The following is a 21,472-nucleotide window of genomic DNA, read 5'->3' as shown; positions in this document are numbered from 1 at the left end:
GTGAAGTCATGGTCCCCCTACGCCCTGCTGGTGGTCGCCGCAATCGCGCTCGACCAGTGGATAAAATACATGGTGGAGACCGGCCTCGCCTTTCAGGAAAAGCTCGACCTCGTGCCGTTCCTGGCGTTGTACCGCACCTACAACACTGGCATCGCCTTCTCGATGTTCTCGTCCTTCGGCGACACCGGCCTGATCGTCATCTCGCTCGCCGTCGTCGCCTTCGTCCTCTATCTCGCGACCCGCACGCCGTCCGGACATGTGCTTGCGCGCATCGGCTTTGCCCTGATCGTCGGCGGTGCGCTTGGCAACCTGATCGACCGCGCCACCTATGGCCACGTCATCGACTACATATTGTTCCACACGCCGGTATGGTCCTTCGCCGTCTTCAACCTTGCCGATGCCTTCATATCGGTGGGCGCGGTGCTGGTTGTCTTCGACGAACTCATCGGCTGGCGGCGTGAAGCGAAGCCGCAAGGCCCGGATGCCTGAACGATTGACCTGATAGCGCCCTCGCCGCACAGTTCGCGCAACATCAGATCGAGGAGAGAAAATGACCGAAACCTTCAAAGCCATCCTCGTCTCGCGTGACGCCGAGAAAAAACAGTCCGTGGCGGTGACCGATCTCACCGAAGCCGACCTGATGGAAGGCGATGTCACCGTCGCCGTCGAGGCGACGACGGTGAATTACAAGGACGGCCTTGCCATCACCGGCAAGGCACCGGTGATCCGCCGCTGGCCATTGGTACCCGGCGTCGATTTCGCCGGCACCGTCATCTCCTCTTCCCATGCCGACTGGCACAAGGGCGACAAGGTCATCCTGAATGGTTGGGGGGTGGGCGAGACCCATTACGGCGCCTATGCCGGGCGCGCCCGCGTCAAGGGTGACTGGCTGGTGCCTCTGCCTGAAGGGATGAGCGCGCATGATGCGATGGCGGTCGGCACCGCCGGCTATACCGCCATGCTTTGCGTCATCGCGCTGCAACGCCATGGCATCGTGCCCGATCGCGGCCCGGTGGTGGTGACGGGTGCCGCCGGCGGCGTCGGCTCGGTCGCCGTCTCGCTCCTGTCCAGCCTCGGCTACCATGTCATCGCCTCGACCGGCCGCAATGCCGAAAGCCCGTATCTGATCGACCTGGGCGCGGCGGAAGTGATCTCGCGCGAGGAGCTTGCCCAGCCGGCCAAGCCGCTGGCCAAGGAACGCTGGGCCGGTGGCATCGACGCGGTCGGCAGCCATACGCTGGCCAACGTTCTTTCGATGACCTCCTATGGCGGCGCGGTCGCCGCCTGCGGCCTGGCAGGCGGCATGGATCTGCCGTCGAGCGTGGCCCCCTTCATCCTGCGCGGCGTCTCTCTGCTCGGCATCGATTCGGTGATGGCGCCGAGGGCTGTGCGCATGGAGGCCTGGCGTCGCATCGCCACCGATCTCGATCTGGAAAAGCTCGCCAGCCTTTCGACCACCATCGGCTTCGACGACATCATCGCCACCGCCCGCGACATCGTCGAAGGCAAGGTTCGCGGCCGCGTCGTGGTCGACATGTAGATCACGACCGCCGTTACGCCACCGCACGTCGTCTGACGTCAGGGCAGGCCGGATTACAACCAAAAACCGCACATCCGCTAAAATTCGAACGATCCGTCCCAATCTTCCATAAGGTCTCTCTGGCAAGGATTTCCGCATGACTGCGGAATCCGTCATTGCAGAAACGGAAAGTGCCGAAGGCGTCGACGGGATGACCCCGCAGACGCCGAGGCGGCAGCTTGCCGCCACGCCGCCGCTGGCGCCGGAATTGACTGCAAGCAACCGCGAAAGCCTGGCGTTCGTAACGCTCGTGGCCATCGCCATCCTGGCTTGCCTCGCGCATCTGACCGGGGCGCCGATCTTCATCACGGCCGGCCTGCTGGCCGCCTGCATGGCCGGCCTTGCCGTACATCTGCGCGCCAAGCGCGCGCACCGCCGCACCGCGGCCTTGCTCGATGCGACCACTGCCCGCAGCCGCGCCGAGATCGAGACGCTGGCCGACCGCATGTGGGAGATGCAGGAGAGCGAGGAGCGCTTTCGCGGACTGATCGATGCGCTCGGCGACCTCGTCGTCCACCGTGACCGCGACGGCCACATCGTCTATGCCAACAAGGTCTTCGGCGATCTTGTCGAAAGCGACCCACGCGACCTTGCGGGCAAGACGCTGGTGGAACTCGGTATCGACGTCGGCATCGTTCCCGACGCTGCATTCTCCGACCATGAATGCCTGAGTTCCACCGATGTCGCCATCCGCACGCCGAACGGTCCGCGCTGGTTTTCATGGATCGAACTGTCGGTGCGCGAAAAGGACAGCGGCGCCGTTTCGCATCGCGCGATCGCCCGCGACATCACCGCTCGCAAACGCGCCGAATCGTCACTGATCACCGCCCGCGAGCGGGCCGAGTATGCGAGCCAGGCCAAGTCGCGCTTCCTGGCGACCGTCAGCCACGAAATCCGCACGCCGATGAACGGCATCATGGGCATGGCGAGGCTGTTGGCCGACACCAGCCTGTCGCCCGAGCAGCAGACATATGTCAACGCGGTCTCCACCTCTGCCAGCGCCCTGCTCGCGTTGATCGAGGACCTGCTCGACTATTCGAAGATCGAGGCCGGCCGTTTCGACCCCGAGCCTCAGCCGATGTCGGTGCGCGAGATCGCCGACAACGTCGTCGAACTGCTGTCGGCACGAGCCTTCGCCAAGAACATCGGCCTTGGCTGTCACGTCGAACCCGACGTGCCGCAGATGATCACCGCCGACCCGGGTCGGATGAGGCAGGTGTTGCTCAACCTGATCGGCAACGCCATCAAATTCACCGACAGCGGCGGCGTCCTGGTGAGCATAGCGCGCGCCCGCACCGAAACCACCGACCGCATATGCTTCACCGTCGCCGACACCGGTCCTGGCCTGCGGGATGAGGACATGGAGCGCATCTTCGAGGAGTTCGAGCAGGCCGACGGCACCTCGACGCGCGCCCATGGCGGCGCCGGTCTCGGCCTCGCCATCTCCAAGCGCCTGATAGCGGCCATGGGCGGCACCATCTCGGTGTCGAGCCGGCTCGGCCAGGGATCCGAATTCGTGGTCGAAATCCCGGCGACATCGGCCGTCGAAGCCCCACAGAACCGCCGCCACGCGCTGTTGGGCCGCCGCGCGGTGATCCTCTCCAGGAACGCGATCGAGGCCGACGCCATCGCGCGTACCATCCGCGCCAATGGCGGTACTGTCGATCTCGCCACCACCGCCGCCCAGGCGATACTCCACGCGGTGGGCTGCGATGTGCTGCTGATCGATGCGGCCATGGAAGAGAACGAAGGCAGGCTGCTCAAGCGGCTGCGCCAGAGCGGCTTCACGGACTGCGAGGCCATCACCCTGATCGCGCCGACCGATCGCGGCATGCTCGGCGAGTTTCGTGCAAACGGCTACGCCACGTTCCTGGCGCGGCCGGTGCGTGACAGCACGCTGTTGCGCGTGCTTTTGACCAACCATGTCGGCATTGTCGCCCAGCCGCCGCTGGAGAAGCGCGGCACGCCCTCTGTCCGGGCCGCCGGTGGTCGCCGGAGTGGCCTCTCCGTGCTGATCGCCGAGGACAACGACATCAACGCCATGCTGGCCCGCGCCACGCTGCTGAAGGCAGGGCATCGCGTAAAGGTCGTTGGCAACGGCAAGGCCGCGGTCGAAGCCGTCACCGAGGCGGCCCACAGGAACCGCTTCGACGTCGTGCTGATGGACCTGCATATGCCGGTGATGGATGGTCTCGACGCCATCGCGGCGATCCGCCGCCACGAGGAGGAAACGGCAACGCCGCCGGTTCCGATCATGGTGCTGTCGGCGGACAGCCAGGAAAAGACCCGCCACGCCGTGCTTGCCCATGGCGCCAGTGGTTTCGTGACAAAGCCGCTCGACCCCGAAGCCCTGGTCAATGCCGTCGAGGCACAGGTCGCTGCCTGAGTTTTCTTGTGGGCCACCGTGCCACGCGCAAGGCGGCTTTGCTGGCGTAAGGTAGCCGGTTGAAGGCATTCCCCAGCCGACGAAGTATTGCCCGCGACGCCGTATCACGGTACTGTCACAATCCTGTTGCACCTACACCGTATCCCCGTGCCAAGAGGGATGGCTCGAAGGAGAATCACTCGTGCATACAGTTATGCCGGAATGTGACAGTCGGCCGAATGCTGGCGGCGCCCTGCTCGCCGGTCGGAACGTCGACTCGGTCATAAAGGGCGCTTCGCTTGGTCGTATCGGCAACCTCGAAGTGCGGCTTGCCCGCAACGAGGCGGAGATCGCTGCCGCGCAGGAAGTGCGCTACCGGGTATTCTATGACGAGCTTGGCGCCAGGAAAGACCTGTTCCAGGCGCAGGACCGCCGCGATTCCGATCGTTTCGACCCGCACTGCGATCACCTGCTGGTCTTCGACACCACGCTTCCCGGCCCCGAGCATCGCCGCATCGTCGGCACCTACCGGCTTCTGCGACAGGAAATCGCGGCGACCGCCGGCGGCTTCTATTCCGAGGGCGAGTTCGAGCTGACCAAGCTGATCGCCCGCCATCCGGGCCAGCGCTTCCTTGAGCTCGGCCGCTCCTGCGTTTTGCCGGAATACCGCTCGAAGCGCACCATCGAAGCGCTCTGGCAGGGAATCTGGGCCTATATCAATCACTACGGCATCGGCGTGATGACAGGCTGCGCGTCGTTCCCCGGCACGGTGCCGGCGGCGCACGCCGAAGCGCTCACCTATCTTGCCCATCACTGCCGGACGAACTCGGCCTGGGACGTGCGCGCGGTCGCCGGGCGCTACTGCTCGATGGACCTGATGCCGATCGAGGCGGTCAACGCCAAGGCGGCGATCGCGGCCATGCCGCCACTGGTCAAGGGCTATCTGCGCGTTGGCGCGCGCATCGGCGACGGCTGCGTCATCGACCGCGAATTCTCGACCGTCGACGTGTTCGTGGTGATGCCCGTCAAGGAAATCGGCGCCCGCTACGTCAACTACTATGGCGGGGAAGCGCAACGCTTCGCGGCCTGAGACCGCATGGTCAACGATATCGTGGACGCATTCGACATCTTACGGCTCGCGGCAAGCGGGCTGCCCGAGATCATTGAAGGCACATCCTACGGCACGCCTGCCCTGAAAGTCGGCAAGAAATTGCTTGCCCGCGTCAAGGATGCCGACACGATCGTCCTGATGTGCCCGCTCGACGAGAAGGAGATGCTGCTGGAAGCGGCGCCTGCCATCTATTTCGAGACGGATCACTACAAGGGCTGGCCGGCGATCCTCGTCAGGCTGAGCGAAATATCACCCGGCGAATTGCGTCACCGGCTTGAGCGCTGCTGGAGACGCCAGGCGTCGAAGAAACAGGTCAAAGCCTGGGAATCCTCGCGAAGCTGATCCAGATATTCTCAGCGAGGATAATTCACGGAATGTCTTCCGGCCGCCGGCCAGGCCGGCTCTTGTAGGATGGAAACGACCAGCCGAATTTGAGCGCGCCGCCACGCACGACGAACGCCGCCAAGAAGCCGGCGAGGCTCGACAGGAGCGGCGGCAGGCCGGAAATATCTCCCAGTGTGTAAAGGGACGCGCCGGCAAGGGCCGCGGTGACGTAGATTTCCGGTTTCAGCAGCACCGATGGTTCGCCGGCCAGAAGGTCGCGCAGGATCCCGCCGAAGGTGGCGGTCAGCATGCCGGTGATGATCGAAACCACCGGCGAACCGGTGATTGCCAGCCCCTTGGCTGCGCCCATCACGGAGAACGCGGACAGCCCGATGGCATCCAGCCACAGCAACAGCTTGTAGCGGGACTCGAACCGATGCGCAGTGAAGAAGACCATGACCGCCACCACCGCGCAGATCAGCACATAGTCGCGGTTCACCACCCAGAACACCGGCACGTTGAGGATGAGATCGCGAAACGTGCCGCCACCGATGCCAGTCACGCTGGCCAGGAACAGGAAGCCGATGATGTCGAGTTGCTTGCGCGAGGCGGCAAGCGCGCCCGTCGCCGCGAAGACGGCGACGCCGGCATAGTCGAGAAGCGCGATAGGATTCATGGCAATAGGGGAGTAGGGCAGTACGGGAGTAGGTGAATAAGGAATAACACGAAGCCGTTAGATTGATACGGCTCTTTGTCCCCTACTCCCGTACTGCCCTATTCCCCTATTCCCCTATTGCCCTAACTACGCGTCCTTCTCAGCCTGCTCATTGACCGGGCCCGGCTCGACCGGCGTTTCGCTTGCCACATATTTCGGGCCGCCCTTGGCGACGCCGACCATGGCCGGACGCAGCACCCGCTCGCCGATCGAATAGCCGGGTTGCACGACCTGGACGACCGTGTTGGCCGGCACGTCGGGATTGGGGACCTCGAACATCGCCTGGTGGAAATTCGGGTCGAACTTCTCGCCTTCGGGCGCAAGTTTCTTCACGCCGTGCCGTTCCATCGCCGACAGCATGGCGCGCTCGGTCAGTTCGACACCGTCGATCAGTGCCGTGAAGCCGGCATCGCCCGACGCCTTGGCCTCGGCCGGGATGGCATCCAGCGCCCGGCGCAGATTGTCGGACACCGACAGCATATCGCGCGCGAAATTGGCAACCGCGTAGGCACGCGCGTCGTGCACGTCGCGCGCGGTGCGACGGCGCAGGTTTTCCATCTCGGCCGCGGTGCGCAGCGCGCGGTCCTTCAGCTCTTCATTTTCCTTCAGAAGCCGCACAAGTGCTTCATAGTCGCCGTCGACACTGCCCTGCGCACGCTCGGCAGCGGCGTCGATCGCCTCGATTTCATCGGGCGCGCGTTCGTCTTTTGCCTGGTCGCTCATCGCCGTTTCCCGTCATTTCGAATGTTTCGGATTTGTGCCCGATATCGAGGTTTGGCGGCCAAAAATCAAGGGGTAAGCGATACGGGAGGCCATCAGCCGACCTCCGGTCGCCCACGGCCGATGCTTCGATTTTAATTCAAACTTTACCGTAACCGCCGGCTTTGCTTGCCACGATGATGTGATGCGGGAACCATTCGCTTGCTGGAGGAGTTTCGGGACCGACAAAGGATTTTGAGATGATGACCCGCAAGAATGGCGAAAGACCCGAGGGCCTCGCCGCCGACATCAGGCGCCAGATGAGCGCCGAGGCGACGAAGCGCTTTCTGCGTAACTTGCCGGCCTTCCGCGCGGATAATGATATCCCCGAGCATTTCAGGGAGTTGCTCAACCGCCTCGACAGCATTGAGAACATGGTGGCCAGCGACAGATCCCGTTAATGGAGCGCGGCTCGTCAGGCGCTTGCCTGTTGTTGCATGATCGAGGATCGCCCCAGGAACGGCCTTTCCCTGCCGCCTCCGGCCTGCTTGTTTGCCTATCGCGCGTCAATTACTCGCAGTAATTTCACGTGATCCTTGCCTTGCGGCGGCCATATGCGCCGCCTATGGTTCCTGATGAACATGATTTCCCCTGACGCGGCCGCCAACAGCAAGCGGGCCTGGTTGAAGATTCTGGCTCGCTACAAGAAGCCGGACAGACGACGCAGCGCCTTTGAGCTCGCCATCACCCTCATTCCCTTCGCAACGCTCTGGGCGCTGTCTTCAGCCGCCTACGCCTATGGCCACTGGTGGGGCTTGATCCTCATCCTGCCGGCGGCCGGCTTCCTGGTGCGGATTTTCATGATCCAGCACGATTGCGGCCATGGCTCCTTCTTCGCCAATCGCTATGCCGACGACTGGATCGGCCGCGCCTTGGGCATCCTGACGCTGACGCCCTATGATTGCTGGCGGCGCGCCCACGCGACCCATCATGCCACCGCTGGCAATCTCGATGAGCGCGGCATGGGCGATATCCGGACGCTGACCGTCGCCGAATATCGGCGACTGTCCTGGCGGGGCCGCCTAGCCTATCGTCTCTATCGCCATCCGCTGGTCATGTTCGGCCTCGGTCCGACATGGCTTTTCATCTTCGAGCACAGGCTGCCGGTCGGCATGATGCGTGGCGGCCTGACGCCGTGGGTGTCCTCCATGTCCACCAATCTCGCCATCGCGGTTGCGGCTGCCTTGCTGATCTGGGCGGTCGGCCCGGGCGCGTTCCTGGTCGTCCACCTGCCCATCGTCATCCTTGCTGGTTCGGCCGGTATCTGGCTGTTCTATGTGCAGCACCAGTTCGAGGAGACGGAGTGGGCAAAGGACGACGACTGGGAATTCCAGCATGCAGCGCTGCACGGCTCGTCCTACTACGACCTGCCGCCGGTGCTGAACTGGTTCACCGGCAATATCGGCGTGCATCACGTCCACCACCTCTCCGCCAAGGTGCCGGGTTACCGGCTTCAGGAAGTGCTGAGGGATTATCCGGAACTGCGCGGCATCGGCCGCGTGACGCTTCTCGACAGCCTGCGCTGCGTCAAGCTGGCCCTGTGGGATGAAAGCCGCCGGAAGCTGGTATCGTTCCGCGAAGCGCGGATGGTGGTTTGATGCCTGTCGCCCAAAAGTGCGCAGCGGTTTTGGGGCAACGACATGCATAAAAACAAAAGCTGAAGCGCGTCGATTGAATCCGTTTCAACGCGACGCGATTTGCACCAATCGACATTGATGGATCGGGCGCGGAGCTTTAAGCAACGCGCACCAACCACTGGCAAAAGATATCCACCAATGAGCGACCTCCGCGTCCTTTCAGATGCTTTCATTCCCGAACTTCCGAACCGCTACAGCGGCAAGGTGCGGGAGAATTACGACCTGCCGGACGGCCGGCGCATCATCATCGCCACCGACCGCATCAGCGCCTTCGACGCCATTCTGACCTCGATCCCGTTCAAGGGCGAGATCCTCACCCAGATTGCCCGCCACTGGTTCGAGGAAACCGCCGACATCTGCCCGAACCATGTTCTTGAATATCCCGACCCGAACGTCGTCGTGGGCACCCGGCTCGAAATTCTGCCGGTCGAAATTGTCGTTCGCGGCTATCTGGCGGGCACCACCAGCACATCGATCCTGACCAAATACAGGAATGGCGAGCGGGAGATGTATGGAACCGTCCTGCCGGACGGGTTGCGCGCCAATGAAAGGCTTCGCGAAGCGATCATCACGCCCACGAGCAAGGCTTTTGATGGTGGCCACGATGAGCCGCTGTCAGAAGCCCAGATACTGGAGCAGGGTCTGCTCACACCGGCACAGTGGCAGACCGTCTCGGGCTACGCCTTGCAGCTGTTCGCCCGAGGCCAGGCGCGGGCCGCCGAAAATGGCCTGATCCTCGCCGACACGAAATACGAGTTCGGCGTCGACAAGGATGGCGCGATCGTTCTTGCCGACGAGATCCATACGCCCGACAGCAGCCGCTACTGGATCGCCGCGACATACGAACAGGCGTTCCAGAAGAGCGAGCGGCCGGAGAGTTTTGACAAGGATTTCATCCGATCCTGGGTCACCGCGCGATGCGACCCCTACAAGGATCCGATCCCGACGATCCCCCAGGAGATCGTCAATCAGGCCTCGCGGGTTTACGCACAGGCCTATGAAGCGATCACGGGCAAGGTGTTTTCGCCCGACCTTTCCGGAGACACGGTGCTGGATCGCGTCCGCGCCAATCTCAAGCGTTACTTCTAGACGGTCGCCGCCGCGCCATGCGGCGCAGCGACCACGCCAAAGTCGGGATCAGGCCGCCTGACGCTCTTCGCGCATCAGGATTTCGCCGTGGCGGATCTCGGTGCCCAGCACTTTCAGGCATTCGCGGATGAAATTCGACAGGCCCGGCCAACCCTTGGCCGACACCAGATTGCCGTCGACATGGGCGCCGGTCGGCGCGACATCGATATAGATGCCACCGGCGAACGTCACCTCCGGCTCGCAATAGTGCAGCGCCGCCACTTCCCTGCCCCGCACCACCCCATCGACCGCGATCAGGATCTGCACGCCATGGCAGATGGTGAAGATCGGCTTGCCGGCCTCGTTGCGATCAGGCAGTTGCCTTGATCATATCCGCCGCTTTCTCGGCGATCATGATGGTCGGCGCGTTGGTGTTGCCGCCGATCAGCGTCGGCATCACCGAGGCGTCGACGACACGCAAGGCCTGCATCCCGCGCACACGCAGTTCCGGATCGACCACCGCCATCTCGTCGATGCCCATCTTGCAGGTGCCTGCCGGGTGATAGATCGTATCGGCACGAGCCCGGATATGCGTCATCAGGTCGGCGTCGCTGGTGACGCCGGCAGTATAGATTTCCTTGTTGCGATACTTCGCCAGCGCCGGTGCCTCCAGAATGCCGCGCATCATCTTGATGCCCTTGAGCAGCAGGTCGCCATCGCGTTCGTCGGACAGGAAGCGCGGGTCGATGCGTGGCGGTGCCAGCGGATCCGGCGTCGACAGCCCGACCTCGCCGCGCGAGTGCGGCCTGAGCACGCAGACATGGCAGGAAAAGCCATACCCCATATGCAGCTTGCGGCCGTGATCGTCGACGATGGCAATGCAGAAGTGTAGCTGCAGATCGGGTCGCTCGACCGTCGGTCCGGATTTGAGGAAGGCGCCGCCTTCCGCATAGGGCGTGGCGATCATCCCTGTGCCGTCCCTGCGCCAGCGTAGCATATGCCTGACCAGGCTGGGCAGGCCGCGCAGGCCGATGCCCATCATGTCGGCATCCCTGGATGTCCAGGCCAGGATGAAATCGAGGTGGTCCTGCAGGTTCTTGCCGACGCCGGGCAGTTCATGGACGACAAGAATGCCGTGCGCTGCAAGTTCGACGGCCGGGCCGATCCCGGAAAGCAGCAGGAGCTGCGGCGATCCGAAAGCGCCGCCGCAGATGATGACCTCGCGCTTCGCCTTGGCGACCGCCTCATTTTTACCCATGCGATAGCGCACCCCGATGGCCCGCTTGCCATCAAGAACGATGCCGGTGGCGTGCGCGCCGGTGATGACAGTGAGGTTCGGCCGGTCCATGGCTGGATGCAGATAGGCGGCGGCCGCTGAGCAACGCTCGCCATTGCGGCGTTCGCCCCAGAATTGCGTTACCTGATAGAGCCCCGCCCCTTCCTGCTCGGGTCCGTTGAAATCGTCGTTGCGCCGGATCTGGTTCTCGCCGCAGGCCTCGACAAAGGCGCGGGAGAGCGGACGCGGCTCCTGCTGCTCGGCGACCCGCAGCGGACCGTCGCCGCCATGCAGCGCGTCGGTGCCACGCTGGTTGCCTTCGGCGCGCTGGAAATAGGGCAGCACCTCGTCCCATGACCAGCCGTCGCAGCCGAGATCGGCCCATTCGTCATAATCGCCACGGTGCCCGCGCGTGTAGAGCATGGCATTGATGGCGCTGGAGCCACCCAGCGCCTTGCCGCGCGGCTGATAGCCCTTGCGGCCGCCAAGCCCTTCCTGCGGCACGGTCTCAAAAGCCCAGTTGCTGATCTTGGGCCGGCCGGGCAGCAGCGCGATGATGCCTGCCGGCGCACGGACAAGCAGGTTCTTGCCTTCGCCACCGGCTTCGATCAGGCAGACCGTCTTTGACGGATCTTCGGAAAGCCGCGCGGCAAGCGTGCAGCCGGCGGACCCGCCGCCAGCGATGACGTAGTCGAAATCCATGGCTTCCTCCCTGGCACCCGGCGGATGTTTCCGTCCGGACGACCAAGAGAAGGCCCGATCACAGCTGATGTAAAGACGGGTGGAATTACCGCTGCGTCAGCCGGCGCGAACGCGCCGCCAGGAATATTTTGGCCCTTTCGGTTCCGGTACGGCGGCTGGCTGGTAATAAAGCCCCAATCCGCCAACGCGGCCCTCTTCCAGGCGCTTCAACAGCACCGGATTCGAAATCTCGAACTCGTCGAAGCCCAGCCGCAGCATATGCGGCAACGGGTCGACCAGCACCTGGCCGGTGGCGCGGATCGCGCCCTCGAAATGATGGCGGCTGCGCAGCAATTCGCCCTTGGAGAAGGAGCGGCCGTCACTGAAAGCAGGAAAGGCCAGCGCCACCAGCGATAGCTGATCGAGGAGATCCACAATCTTGTCGAGCTGGTCGCCGGGCTGCAGCAGGACGCCCAGGCGTTCCTTCGCCGAGCGGCGCACCTCCGGATCAAGGTCGAGGAAAACCTGCAGCGGCAGGATGAAACGGCCGTTGCCGGACAGCGCCTCGGCGCTTTCGGCATGAGCCCAGTCGTCCTCGCGAAAACCCGTCGGGGTCCAGAGGCGGGTTTCCGGTGTCGTCGATTCAGTCATCAAAAATTCCTAAAGCCCAAAGAATCGAAAGTCCGCTGAAGGTCAGTCCACGCAAAGCCGGCGGCCTCCGGGTGAAGGTCGCCGTTCTCGGGCCGGCTGATATCAACATATCCTATAGTGATGCGTCGGTCAGCGACTTCTCCAACCCCGACAGATGAATGCCGCACTCGGTCTTGGCATGGCCGGCCCAGCGGCCGCTGCGCGCGTCCTCGCCCGGCTGCACCGGTTGTGTGCAGGGGAAACAGCCGATCGACAGATAACCATAGGCGACCAGCGGGTTTTCGCGCAGCGCATGCGCGCGCATATAGTCGGCCTGGTCCGATGTCGTCCAATGCGCCAGCGGATTGATGCGAATGCGTGGACCAACCGCCTCGAATACCGGCAGGGCGGCCCGCGTCGTCGCCTGGAAGCGCTTGCGGCCGGTGAGCCAGGCGCGGAAGGGCGCCACACCCCGCGCCAGCGGCTCGACCTTGCGCACATCGCAGCAAGCGTCGGTATTGTTCTGGTGAAGATTGCCCGTCGGGTCGATCCGTTCGAGCGCTGCCTCTTCCGGCTTTATCACCCGGACATTGGTCAGCCCGAAATCGGCGGCAAGCGCGTCGCGATAGCCGAGCGTCTCCTCGAAATGCTTGCCCGTGTCGAGGAAGATGACCGGCAACGTACGGTCGATCTCGGAGATCATGTGCAGCAGCACCGCCGAATCCGCGCCGAAGGACGAAACGGCGGCGATCTCGTCGTGAAACAGATCGTTGGCCGCGCGTTCGATGATCTCGAGCGGGTTCAGATGACCATAGAGCGCATCGAACCCCGCCGCCTTGGCGGCGACGCCGTCATCGGCGTCGCCGATGAGGTCAAGCGGCCTTGGCTTCGCCAGCATAGAGCGCCTCCTTGAACGGCGCGGGACCGACACGGCGGTAGGCGTCGATGAATTTTTCCTGGGGGTCGAGCCGAAGGCCGAGATAGGTGTCGACGATCGTCTCGATGGCATCGGTGATTTCTTCCGACGAGAAACCGCGGCCGATAATCTCGCCGACCGATGTGTTCTCGTCGGCCGAACCGCCAAGCGTGACCTGGTAGAGCTCGGTGCCCTTCTTCTCGACGCCGAGGATGCCGATATGGCCGACATGGTGATGGCCGCAGGCATTGATGCAGCCCGAGATCTTCAGCTTCAATTCGCCAATCTCGCGCTGCCGTTCCAGCGAGGCGAAGCGCAGCGAAATCTCCTGCGCTATCGGTATCGAACGCGCCGTTGCCAGCGCGCAATAGTCGAGGCCCGGGCACGCGATGATGTCCGATATCAGGTTGGAATTGGCTGTCGCCAGTCCAATCTCGACCAGTGCATCATGGACAGCCTTGAGGTCGGCGCGCGCCACATGCGGCAGGATCAGGTTCTGCTCATGGCTGACGCGAAGCTCGTCGAAGGCGTATTTCTCGGCGATATCGGCGACCGCTTCCATCTGACTGTCAGAGGCATCGCCAGGCACCTCGCCAATGCCCTTCAGCGAGATGGTCACCGCCGCATAGTCCGGATGGCGATGCGTCACCACATTCTGGTCGAGCCAACCCGAAAAACTCTTGGAATCGAGGCGGGCGAGCTTGACCGCCGCGTCGCCTTCCGGCCGGTCGGCAAGCGCTGGCGGCGCGAAATAGGCTTCGATGGCGCGGATATCGGCGTCCGGCAGTTTCAGCTCGGCGTCCTTCAACTCCTGCCACTCGGCCTCGACCTGACGCGTGATCTCGTCGACGCCTGTCTCGTGGACGAGGATCTTGATGCGCGCCTTGTATTTGTTGTCGCGGCGGCCATGCAGGTTGTAAACGCGCAGGATCGCCGTGCAGTAGGACAACAAATCCGCCTCGGGCAGGAAGTCGCGAATCTTCCTGGCAACCATCGGCGTGCGGCCCTGACCGCCGCCGACATAGACGGCAAGGCCGAGTTCGCCGGCCGCGTTCTTCTTCAGGTGCAGGCCGATATCATGCGTCTGGATGGCGGCGCGGTCGCGCTCGGCACCGGTCACGGCGATCTTGAACTTGCGCGGCAGGAACGAGAATTCCGGATGCACGGACGACCACTGGCGCAGGATTTCCGCATAGGGACGCGGATCGGCGACCTCGTCGGCGGCGGCGCCGGCGAAATGATCGGCGGTAACGTTGCGGATGCAGTTGCCGCTGGTCTGCATGGCATGCATCTCGACGCTGGCCAGATCCTCCAGGATCGCCGGAATATCCGACAGCGCCGGCCAGTTGAACTGGATGTTCTGGCGCGTGGTGAAATGGCCGTAGCCCTTGTCGTATTTGCGGGCGATGTGGCCGAGCATGCGCAACTGCTTGCTGTTCAGCGTGCCATAGGGCACCGCGATGCGCAGCATGTAGGCGTGCAGCTGAAGGTACACGCCGTTCATCAGCCTGAGCGGCCGGAACTGCTCCTCGGAGATCTCGCCGGAAAGCCGGCGCTGGACCTGGTCGCTGAACTCGGCGACGCGGGCCTGGACAAAATCGTGGTCGAACTCATCGTAACGGTACATGCTTCGTCTTTCAGGGCGCGTCCGCCCGTGCCTGGTGTCTTACTGCGCTGCCCGGGCAGCCTGCTTGCCGAGATCGCCGCGGATAGTGGGGCCGGCGGCGCGGATCTTCTCGCGCAACCGCACCGGTTCGACGATGCCGTTGACGACATCCGCATCGATCAGGTTGACGTCGACCACTTCATTGTCGGCATAGGCCTTGGCGCCAATCGCCTCCAGCCGGTCCTCGGCCGCCTTGTCATGCGCAAGGTCGGCCTGGTCCACCGTCTCGGCCCAGCCGCCGTCTGCATACCAGACGGCAATGCCATCGCCGAGGCGATTGGCGGTCAGTATCTTCATGGCTGAACTCCTTCGGTGGCAGCGATGGACGCGCCTTCATGCTTGTGTGCCGCGAGCGGCTCTGACCGTTCGAAATTGGCGCCGGCGACAGCGTCGCCGATGATCGTCATGACCGGGCCGGTCAGATCAACGCGCGCTTCCAGCGACGGCAAATCGGCAAGTGTGCCGTGGAACCGGCGGCGGTTTCGCAGGCTGGCATTCTCGACCACGGCGACCGCCGTGTCCGGCGAAAGCCCGGCCTCGATCAGCCGGCCGGCAACCTCGGCTGCCACCGAGCGGCCCATATAGACGGCGACAGTGGCGCCGGAAATGGCAAGCTTCGCCCAGTCCGGCAGCGAATTTCCCTTGAGGTCGTGGCCGGTGGTGAACACCATCGACGAGGACACGCCGCGCAAGGTCAGCGGCAGCTCGAAATCGGCGGCGGCGGCGAAGGCGGCGGTAACACCCGGAACCACCTCATAGGCGATGCCGGCATCGCGGAGAACAGCCATTTCCTCGCCGGCCCGGCCGAACACCAGGGGGTCGCCCGACTTCAGCCGCACGACGCGCTTGCCTTCACGGCCAAGCTCGACCAGCAGCGCATTGATCTCGGCCTGGCTCTTGGAGTGGCAGCCCTTGCGCTTGCCGACGGCCAACCGCTCGGCATCGCGGCGGCCCATGGCGACGACCGCCTCCGGCACCAGCGCGTCATAAACGATCACGTCGGCTTCCATCAGCAAGCGATGGGCGCGCAGTGTCAGCAGGTCTTCCGCACCGGGGCCGGCGCCCACCAGGGCGATGTGACCCAAAGCAGGCGCATTCGACAGCAGCAGGTCGACGGCGGCATCATGCGCCTGCGAAAGCTGGCCTGCCTCCACCGCGCGGGCCGGCGCACCGGCGAAAAAGTCGTTCCAGAAGCGGCGGCGGGCATTGCCTTTCGGCAGCAGCTTCTCCGCGGCACCGCGAAACGAAGCGGCAAGCGCTGCAAGCGCGCCGAGCGATGGCGACAGCATGCGGTCGATACGGCCGCGCAGCATCTGCGCCAGGACCGGGCCGGCACCCTCCGTGCCGATGGCAATCGCCACCGGCGCACGGTTGACCAGCGCCGGCGTGAAGAAATCGCAGAGTTCCGGCCGGTCGACGGCGTTGACGGGAATGCGCAGCAGCCGCGCATCGGCGACGACACGACGATCGAGCGCCTCGGTGCCGGTGGCGGCAAACACCATGACGGCGCCTTCGAGATGAACGCCATCATAGGCGGCCTCGATGTGAACAGCGCCGCTCTGAGCGATGAATGTCAGAAGGCCGGGTTCGGCATCGTCGGCGATGATGCGCAGCACCGCGCTCGACTGGCCGATCAGCCTTGCCTTGGCCAGTGCCTCCTCGCCATTGCCGACGATGGCCGCGACTGCACCCTCGACCCGCACGAAGACGGGAAAGGCATTGAGCTTGGAGGGTGCATGCGACATGGCGGAGAAGGGAACCTGAACAATCCGGCAGTTTTACGCGCGAGCGCAAAAAACCAGAAGGAACCCACTCGCGCACCGCCCTATAAGAGGCAATCGCTTTTCTTAAAGCTAAAGAGCGAAGAGAAAATTATTCCACATTCAAATGCAAAGCGGAATCAAGTCGCTGCGGCAGGCCTTGATCCATCGTCTTTTTAGCGACTGGACGACCGCCAGGCAAAATAGTTTTTTCTAAATTCTACCAAGTTAGTAGATTAAAGCCGCACCCATTCGAACCCGGCCAGACCTGGCGGATTTCACGCTCCGCAGTCGGCATGCTCTGCCCAATTTCATCGCGGACGGAAAGCGGAACATTCCAGTTCGACCGGACGTTCCTCGCTCCCGGCCTGTTGATCCGCCAAGCGCGTCCGCAGGCCACAAAGCCGAAAAGGAGAGCGTGATGAACACCATCAATCTGAAACATGGCGTCCGGGTGATGGTCGCCGACGGCGAGAAAGCGCTCTTCCTCAAGAATATGGGCGACAACACCTACCCCCATCTTCAGGTCGTTCATGAGATGAAGCAGGACAATCCCGCCACGCGAGAACAGGGCACGGACGGTCCCGGCCGCTACAATGACGGACCGTCCGTCCACCGCAGCGCCGTTGAGGAGACCGACTGGCACCGCATCGGGAAGGAACGCTTCGCCGACGAGATAGCCGGTCGCCTCTACAAGCTCGCGCATAAGGGTGTCTTCGACCAGATCGTGCTGGTCGCGCCACCTCTTGTGCTCGGTGCGATGCGCAAGAAACTCCACAAGGAAGTCATGGACAAGGTGACCGCCGAAATTCCCAAGACACTGACCAACCACGCCATTTTCGATATCGAGACCTTGCTGCAGGCAGCCTGACCGCTCGCCGAAGTAACGTGCACTCGCATCCAAAGTTGCCCCATCCGGGGCAGCTTTTTCATGACACGTTCCACTCCGCTCGCGACCACTTCGTCGGACGAAAAGCTATTTGCACCTGGGCGGTCGATTTCGTCGCCTTGCGGGTTGCATCATCGCCACCCCATCCACCATATTGGAAAAGCGGCGGCCTCGGGCGGCGCACATCCGACATCGTTGTTTCGAAAGGCGCTCCATAGACAATGCCGCATGACACGCCCCTTATCGCCACCATCGTCGCCGGTCTGGGGCTGGCTTTCGTCTTCGGCGCCCTCGCCAATCGTTTCCGAATACCGCCTCTCGTAGGATACCTGATCGCCGGCGTGCTGGTCGGGCCGAACACGCCCGGCTTCGTCGCCGATGCAGGCCTCGCCAATGAACTCGCCGAGATCGGCGTCATCCTGCTGATGTTCGGCGTCGGCCTGCATTTCTCGCTCAAGGACCTTTTGTCGGTTCGCGCCATCGCCGTGCCCGGCGCCATCGTGCAGATCGGCTTCGCCACCGCGCTGGGCGCCGGCCTGTCCTGGATGCTCGGCTGGACGATGGGCGCGGGGCTGGTTTTCGGCCTGGCGCTGTCGGTCGCCTCGACCGTGGTGCTGCTGCGCGCTCTGCAGGAGCGCCGCCTGATCGAGACGGAACGCGGCCGCATCGCGGTCGGCTGGCTGATCGTCGAGGACCTTGCCATGGTGCTGGCGCTGGTGCTGTTGCCAGCACTTGCCGGCGTGCTGGGCGGCCAGGAACAGGCGGCCGTTCACTCGAACGGCCTGCTGTCGCTGCCGGCCAGCTACGGCATATGGGGCGTCGTTGGCATCACCCTGGCCAAGGTCGCCGCCTTCGTGGTGGTCATGCTGGTGGTCGGCCGCCGGGTCATTCCCTGGATCCTGCATTACGTCGCCCACACCGGCTCGCGCGAACTGTTCCGGCTGGCCGTGCTGGCGATTGCGCTTGGCGTCGCCTTCGGCGCGGCAAAACTGTTCGGCGTGTCGCTGGCGCTGGGCGCCTTCTTCGCCGGCATGATCATGAGCGAATCCGAACTATCTCATCGGGCCGCCGAGGAGTCGCTGCCGCTGCGCGATGCCTTCTCCGTGCTGTTCTTCGTCTCGGTCGGCATGCTGTTCGATCCGTTCAGCCTGATCAGCAATGGCTGGCCGATCCTGGCGACGCTGGTCATCATCGTCATCGGCAAGTCGCTGGCGGCCTTCGTCATCGTCCTTGCCTTCGGCTATCCGATCGCCACGGCGTTGATGATATCGGCCAGCCTTGCCCAGATCGGCGAGTTTTCCTTCATCCTGGCTGAACTCGGGGTAGGCTTGAATCTGCTGCCCGAACAGGGACGCGATCTCATCCTCGCCGGCGCCATCCTGTCGATCGTCCTCAACCCGCTGATGTTCATGGCGCTGGACCGCATGAAGCCGTGGCTCGACAAGCGCGCCGCAAGGACCGCGCCGCCCGCCGAGGCGAAGCCGGTCGGTCCAGCGACGGAGCCCGGCCAGGTGGCGTCGGTCGCAGCCGCCGTTGTCGCCAAGGAAGACGGCCCGCCGCCCAAGACCACGCTCAGCAACCACGCCATCCTGATCGGCTACGGCCGGGTCGGCAGCCTGGTCGGCGCGGCGCTGAAAGACGCTGCCCTGCCCTTTCTCGTCGTCGAGGATGCCGACAAGACACTGGCGCGGCTCAAGGCCGACGACATCGAAACCGTGGCCGGCAATGCGGCGAATGCCGAAGTGTTCGCCGCCGCCAACCCGGAGGGTGCCAGCCGGCTGATCCTGGCCATTCCCAACGCATTCGAGGCCGGCCAGATCGTGCTGCGGGCACGCACCGCCAACCCGAACATCAACGTTGTCGCCCGCGCTCACTCCGACGCCGAGGTCGAACATCTGAAAGGGCTTGGCGCCGACACGGTGATCATGGGCGAGCGCGAGATCGCGCGCGGCATTGTCGAGGAAGTGCTGGGGCGGGCCGCCGAGCCCTCCACGGCCTAAAAGCGCGTCGCGTCTGAACGGATTCATGCGCCGCGCTTCAGATCTTTGTTTTATGCATGTCGTTCTCCCCAGACCGGGGCCACTTTTGGCCGACATGACTAACCTGATCGCGCGAATGCAACACCGCCGTTCTGTGCGATACTGCTGAGATACCGTGCGGGAGGCTTGCCGAGCGCCTTTTTGAACATGGTGATGAAGGCTGTGACGGACCCATAGCCGAGATCGCCCGAAACCTGCTGAACGCTTGCGCCCGAAGCCAGCTCCCTTATCGCAACGATCAAGTGCAATTGCTGGCGCCAGCGGCCGAAACTCAGCCCTGTCTCTTTCACGACGAGACGGGCGAGACTGCTCTCGCTGAGCGCGACGCGGTCGGCCCACTCCGCCAGTGTGCTGCGGTCGGCAGGGTCTTGCGCCAACGCTTCGGCGATCCGCCTCAAGCGCAGCTCGGACGATATCGGCAGATGCAGCTGCTGGACGGGCATACGCGGGAGTTCGGTGAGCAGCATCCTGGTCAAGAGTTCGCCCCTCGCCTCATCATCCTCCACACGATCGGACAGCTCGATGATCAGTTCGCGCAACAGCGGCGAGATCGAAAGGGTGCAACACCGGTCCGGCAGATCGGCGGCGCCCGGCTCAATGTACACGAAGAAGATCCGAGCGTTGGCCGTCGCGACATTGCTGTGCTCCATGTCGCCGGGAATCCACACCCCGCAATGAGGCGGCACCATCCACAAGCCGCTTGGGACGTGGCATGTGACGCCGCCACCGAGCGCGAAGACGAGTTGGCCTTTGCGGTGCCGATGGTAGGCGACCTCCGCCCTGGTGTCGGGGACGTCAACGCGCACCGCAATCACCGGCGCGGAAAGCTCATCCACATCGAAATCGGGCCAGGGGTAGCGTAGCGGCTGTCTCATGATTGGCGGCTTTTAGAGATTAAATGCCATGATAGCTAAATTCTTTTACCGGGGAAACCGATAGGGTCCGTTTTGTACATGGCGGACACCAATTGATCGGGTCGACGCTGCGCACCCCATCGCCGGAATGACCCGCGACCACGATGGGTACTTCGAGTGGGCCGGCTTGCCGTGCTTCCAGAAGAAGCTGGCGTCCACGAACCAGCAGAAGGTACGCCCCCATGTTCGCCCTAGTCATGTCTCCCGACAGCACCACAGGACTGAGGCTCGCCGAGGTCGAGGACCCTCAGCCCTTGGCGAATGAGGCGCTTGTCTCGGTCCACGCAACCTCGTTGAACCGCGGCGAACTGCGCCTGCTCACCATACGCCCGGAGGGCTGGATACCCGGCCAGGACGTCGTTGGAGTTGTCGAACGCGCGGCAGCCGATGGCTCCGGGCCAGCCGTGGGCACCCGGGTTGTGGCTTTGGTCGACGAGGCCGGCTGGGCCGAACGTGTCGCCGTTCCGACCGACCGTCTCGCCGTCCTGCCGGATGAGGTCGGCTTCGTCTCGGCAGCCACGCTTCCGGTCGCGGGCACGACGGCACTGAGGACTTTGCGCCATGGCGGTGACTTGGCCGGCCAGCGGGTCCTGATCACCGGCGCAAGCGGTGCGGTCGGCCGTTTCCAGATCCAGCTCGCCCGCGAGCAGGGCGCCTCGGTGACCGCGATCGCCGCCGCCCGGCATGCCGAGGATCTCCGCCGCCTTGGAGCCGAGCAGGTTTTCGAAGCGATCGAACTGGCCGAGGGGCCGTTTTCGCTGATCACCGAGTCGGTCGGCGGGCAAAGCCTCGCACACGCGATCGAACGGGTCGCACCTGGCGGGACCATCGTCATGTTCGGTTCTAGCAGCGGCGAACTCACGCCCGTCGGATTCCGCCAGTTCGTGCCGGGTCACGAGGGGGCGAGGCTTCAGACTTTCGCCTACTACACGTCTGGCTCGGACATTGGCGCGGACATCGCCTCGCTGCTCGCCCTGGTCGCGGCTGGCCGGCTGGAAACCCGCGTGGCCTTGACCATGCCGTGGACAGACATCGCCCAGGCCCTGGAGGCACTGCGACAGCGCAGCTTCAGCGGCAAGGCCGTTCTCACCATAACCGGGTGAGCAGTCCCTAAAGCAATTTCAGGAAAAGTGTGAAGCGATT

Annotated in this window: 20 protein-coding genes and 1 pseudogene; 11 read left to right on the top strand and 10 right to left on the bottom strand. The window is 63.8% G+C overall.

Features of this window, described 5'->3' with window-relative positions; all coding sequences use genetic code 11:
• The 5 genes from lspA to ABVQ20_RS25115 all read left to right on the top strand — a co-directional run bounded on the left by lspA (position 1) and on the right by ABVQ20_RS25115 (position 5,397).
• Complete coding sequence (gene lspA / locus ABVQ20_RS25135; protein ID WP_354462362.1) at positions 1–489, top strand: signal peptidase II; 489 nt, start codon at positions 1–3, stop codon at positions 487–489.
• Positions 490–550: 61 nt separating this feature from the next.
• A complete protein-coding gene (gene acuI, locus ABVQ20_RS25130; RefSeq protein ID WP_354462361.1) occupies positions 551–1,540 on the top strand; it encodes an acrylyl-CoA reductase (NADPH) in 990 nt (329 codons plus the stop codon).
• Between the two features lie 136 nt (positions 1,541–1,676).
• A complete protein-coding gene (locus ABVQ20_RS25125; RefSeq protein WP_354462360.1) occupies positions 1,677–3,965 on the top strand; it encodes a response regulator in 2,289 nt (762 codons plus the stop codon).
• A gap of 193 nt (positions 3,966–4,158) precedes the next feature.
• Positions 4,159–5,034, top strand: a complete 876-nt coding sequence (olsB, locus tag ABVQ20_RS25120; RefSeq protein ID WP_354463136.1) for a l-ornithine N(alpha)-acyltransferase — start codon at positions 4,159–4,161, stop codon at positions 5,032–5,034.
• Positions 5,035–5,040: 6 nt separating this feature from the next.
• Positions 5,041–5,397 (top strand): MmcQ/YjbR family DNA-binding protein, encoded by a 357-nt coding sequence (locus ABVQ20_RS25115; protein WP_354462359.1) that lies wholly within the window; start codon positions 5,041–5,043, stop codon positions 5,395–5,397.
• Positions 5,398–5,422: 25 nt separating this feature from the next.
• Here the strand turns inward: ABVQ20_RS25115 and ABVQ20_RS25110 are convergent, their stop codons facing one another.
• Positions 5,423–6,055 carry a trimeric intracellular cation channel family protein gene (locus ABVQ20_RS25110; RefSeq protein WP_354462358.1) on the bottom strand — a complete coding sequence of 211 codons (633 nt, stop codon included), beginning with the start codon at positions 6,053–6,055 and terminating at the stop codon, positions 5,423–5,425.
• Between the two features lie 126 nt (positions 6,056–6,181).
• Complete coding sequence (gene grpE, locus ABVQ20_RS25105) at positions 6,182–6,817, bottom strand: nucleotide exchange factor GrpE (protein WP_354462357.1); 636 nt, start codon at positions 6,815–6,817, stop codon at positions 6,182–6,184.
• 236 nt (positions 6,818–7,053) lie between these two features.
• Between grpE and ABVQ20_RS25100 the strand changes: the two genes are divergently transcribed.
• The 3 genes from ABVQ20_RS25100 (at position 7,054) to ABVQ20_RS25090 (ending at position 9,579) form a co-directional block, all read left to right on the top strand.
• Entirely contained in the window at positions 7,054–7,254 is a 201-nt protein-coding gene (locus ABVQ20_RS25100) for a hypothetical protein (RefSeq protein WP_354462356.1), read from the top strand.
• Positions 7,255–7,428: 174 nt separating this feature from the next.
• Positions 7,429–8,451, top strand: a complete 1,023-nt coding sequence (locus ABVQ20_RS25095; RefSeq protein WP_354462355.1) for a fatty acid desaturase — start codon at positions 7,429–7,431, stop codon at positions 8,449–8,451.
• A 177-nt stretch (positions 8,452–8,628) separates the two neighbouring features.
• Positions 8,629–9,579, top strand: a complete 951-nt coding sequence (locus tag ABVQ20_RS25090; protein WP_354462354.1) for a phosphoribosylaminoimidazolesuccinocarboxamide synthase — start codon at positions 8,629–8,631, stop codon at positions 9,577–9,579.
• Positions 9,580–9,627: 48 nt separating this feature from the next.
• Here the strand turns inward: ABVQ20_RS25090 and ABVQ20_RS25085 are convergent.
• The 7 genes and pseudogenes from ABVQ20_RS25085 to cysG form a co-directional block, all read right to left on the bottom strand.
• A pseudogene (locus tag ABVQ20_RS25085) lies at positions 9,628–9,924 on the bottom strand (DJ-1/PfpI family protein); the annotation flags it as partial.
• 4 nt (positions 9,925–9,928) lie between these two features.
• Positions 9,929–11,536, bottom strand: coding sequence for a GMC family oxidoreductase (locus ABVQ20_RS25080; protein ID WP_354462353.1), 1,608 nt, complete (start codon positions 11,534–11,536; stop codon positions 9,929–9,931).
• 96 nt (positions 11,537–11,632) lie between these two features.
• Positions 11,633–12,166: a DUF934 domain-containing protein gene (locus tag ABVQ20_RS25075; protein ID WP_354462352.1), complete on the bottom strand. Its 534-nt coding sequence runs from the start codon at positions 12,164–12,166 to the stop codon at positions 11,633–11,635.
• A gap of 112 nt (positions 12,167–12,278) precedes the next feature.
• Positions 12,279–13,043, bottom strand: coding sequence for a phosphoadenylyl-sulfate reductase (locus ABVQ20_RS25070; RefSeq protein ID WP_354462351.1), 765 nt, complete (start codon positions 13,041–13,043; stop codon positions 12,279–12,281).
• On the bottom strand, positions 13,018–14,688 hold the full coding sequence (locus tag ABVQ20_RS25065) for a nitrite/sulfite reductase (protein WP_354462350.1): 1,671 nt from the start codon (positions 14,686–14,688) through the stop codon (positions 13,018–13,020). The genes ABVQ20_RS25070 and ABVQ20_RS25065 overlap by 26 nt, the downstream gene beginning before the upstream one ends.
• Before the next feature lie 39 nt (positions 14,689–14,727).
• Complete coding sequence (locus ABVQ20_RS25060) at positions 14,728–15,024, bottom strand: DUF2849 domain-containing protein (RefSeq protein ID WP_227345250.1); 297 nt, start codon at positions 15,022–15,024, stop codon at positions 14,728–14,730.
• Positions 15,021–16,472 (bottom strand): siroheme synthase CysG, encoded by a 1,452-nt coding sequence (gene cysG, locus ABVQ20_RS25055; protein WP_354462349.1) that lies wholly within the window; start codon positions 16,470–16,472, stop codon positions 15,021–15,023. Before cysG ends, ABVQ20_RS25060 begins: the two co-directional genes overlap by 4 nt.
• Positions 16,473–16,908: 436 nt before the next feature.
• Here cysG and ABVQ20_RS25050 point away from each other — a divergent pair, with 436 nt between their 5' ends.
• Positions 16,909–17,358, top strand: a complete 450-nt coding sequence (locus ABVQ20_RS25050) for a baeRF12 domain-containing protein (protein WP_354462348.1) — start codon at positions 16,909–16,911, stop codon at positions 17,356–17,358.
• Between the two features lie 239 nt (positions 17,359–17,597).
• A complete protein-coding gene (locus ABVQ20_RS25045) occupies positions 17,598–19,376 on the top strand; it encodes a cation:proton antiporter domain-containing protein (protein ID WP_354462347.1) in 1,779 nt (592 codons plus the stop codon).
• Between the two features lie 98 nt (positions 19,377–19,474).
• On the opposite strand, the gene ABVQ20_RS25040 is transcribed toward ABVQ20_RS25045, so the two are convergent.
• Positions 19,475–20,290, bottom strand: coding sequence for an AraC family transcriptional regulator (locus tag ABVQ20_RS25040; protein ID WP_354462346.1), 816 nt, complete (start codon positions 20,288–20,290; stop codon positions 19,475–19,477).
• Positions 20,291–20,511: 221 nt separating this feature from the next.
• Between ABVQ20_RS25040 and ABVQ20_RS25035 the strand changes: the two genes are divergently transcribed.
• Positions 20,512–21,432 carry a zinc-binding dehydrogenase gene (locus tag ABVQ20_RS25035; protein ID WP_354462345.1) on the top strand — a complete coding sequence of 307 codons (921 nt, stop codon included), beginning with the start codon at positions 20,512–20,514 and terminating at the stop codon, positions 21,430–21,432.
• The last annotated feature ends 40 nt before the right edge of the window (positions 21,433–21,472 follow it).

Origin of the sequence: Mesorhizobium shangrilense, assembly GCF_040537815.1 — a bacterium.
GTDB classification, from domain to species: domain Bacteria; phylum Pseudomonadota; class Alphaproteobacteria; order Rhizobiales; family Rhizobiaceae; genus Mesorhizobium; species Mesorhizobium shangrilense.
This window is presented reverse-complemented; position numbering and strand designations above follow the sequence as displayed.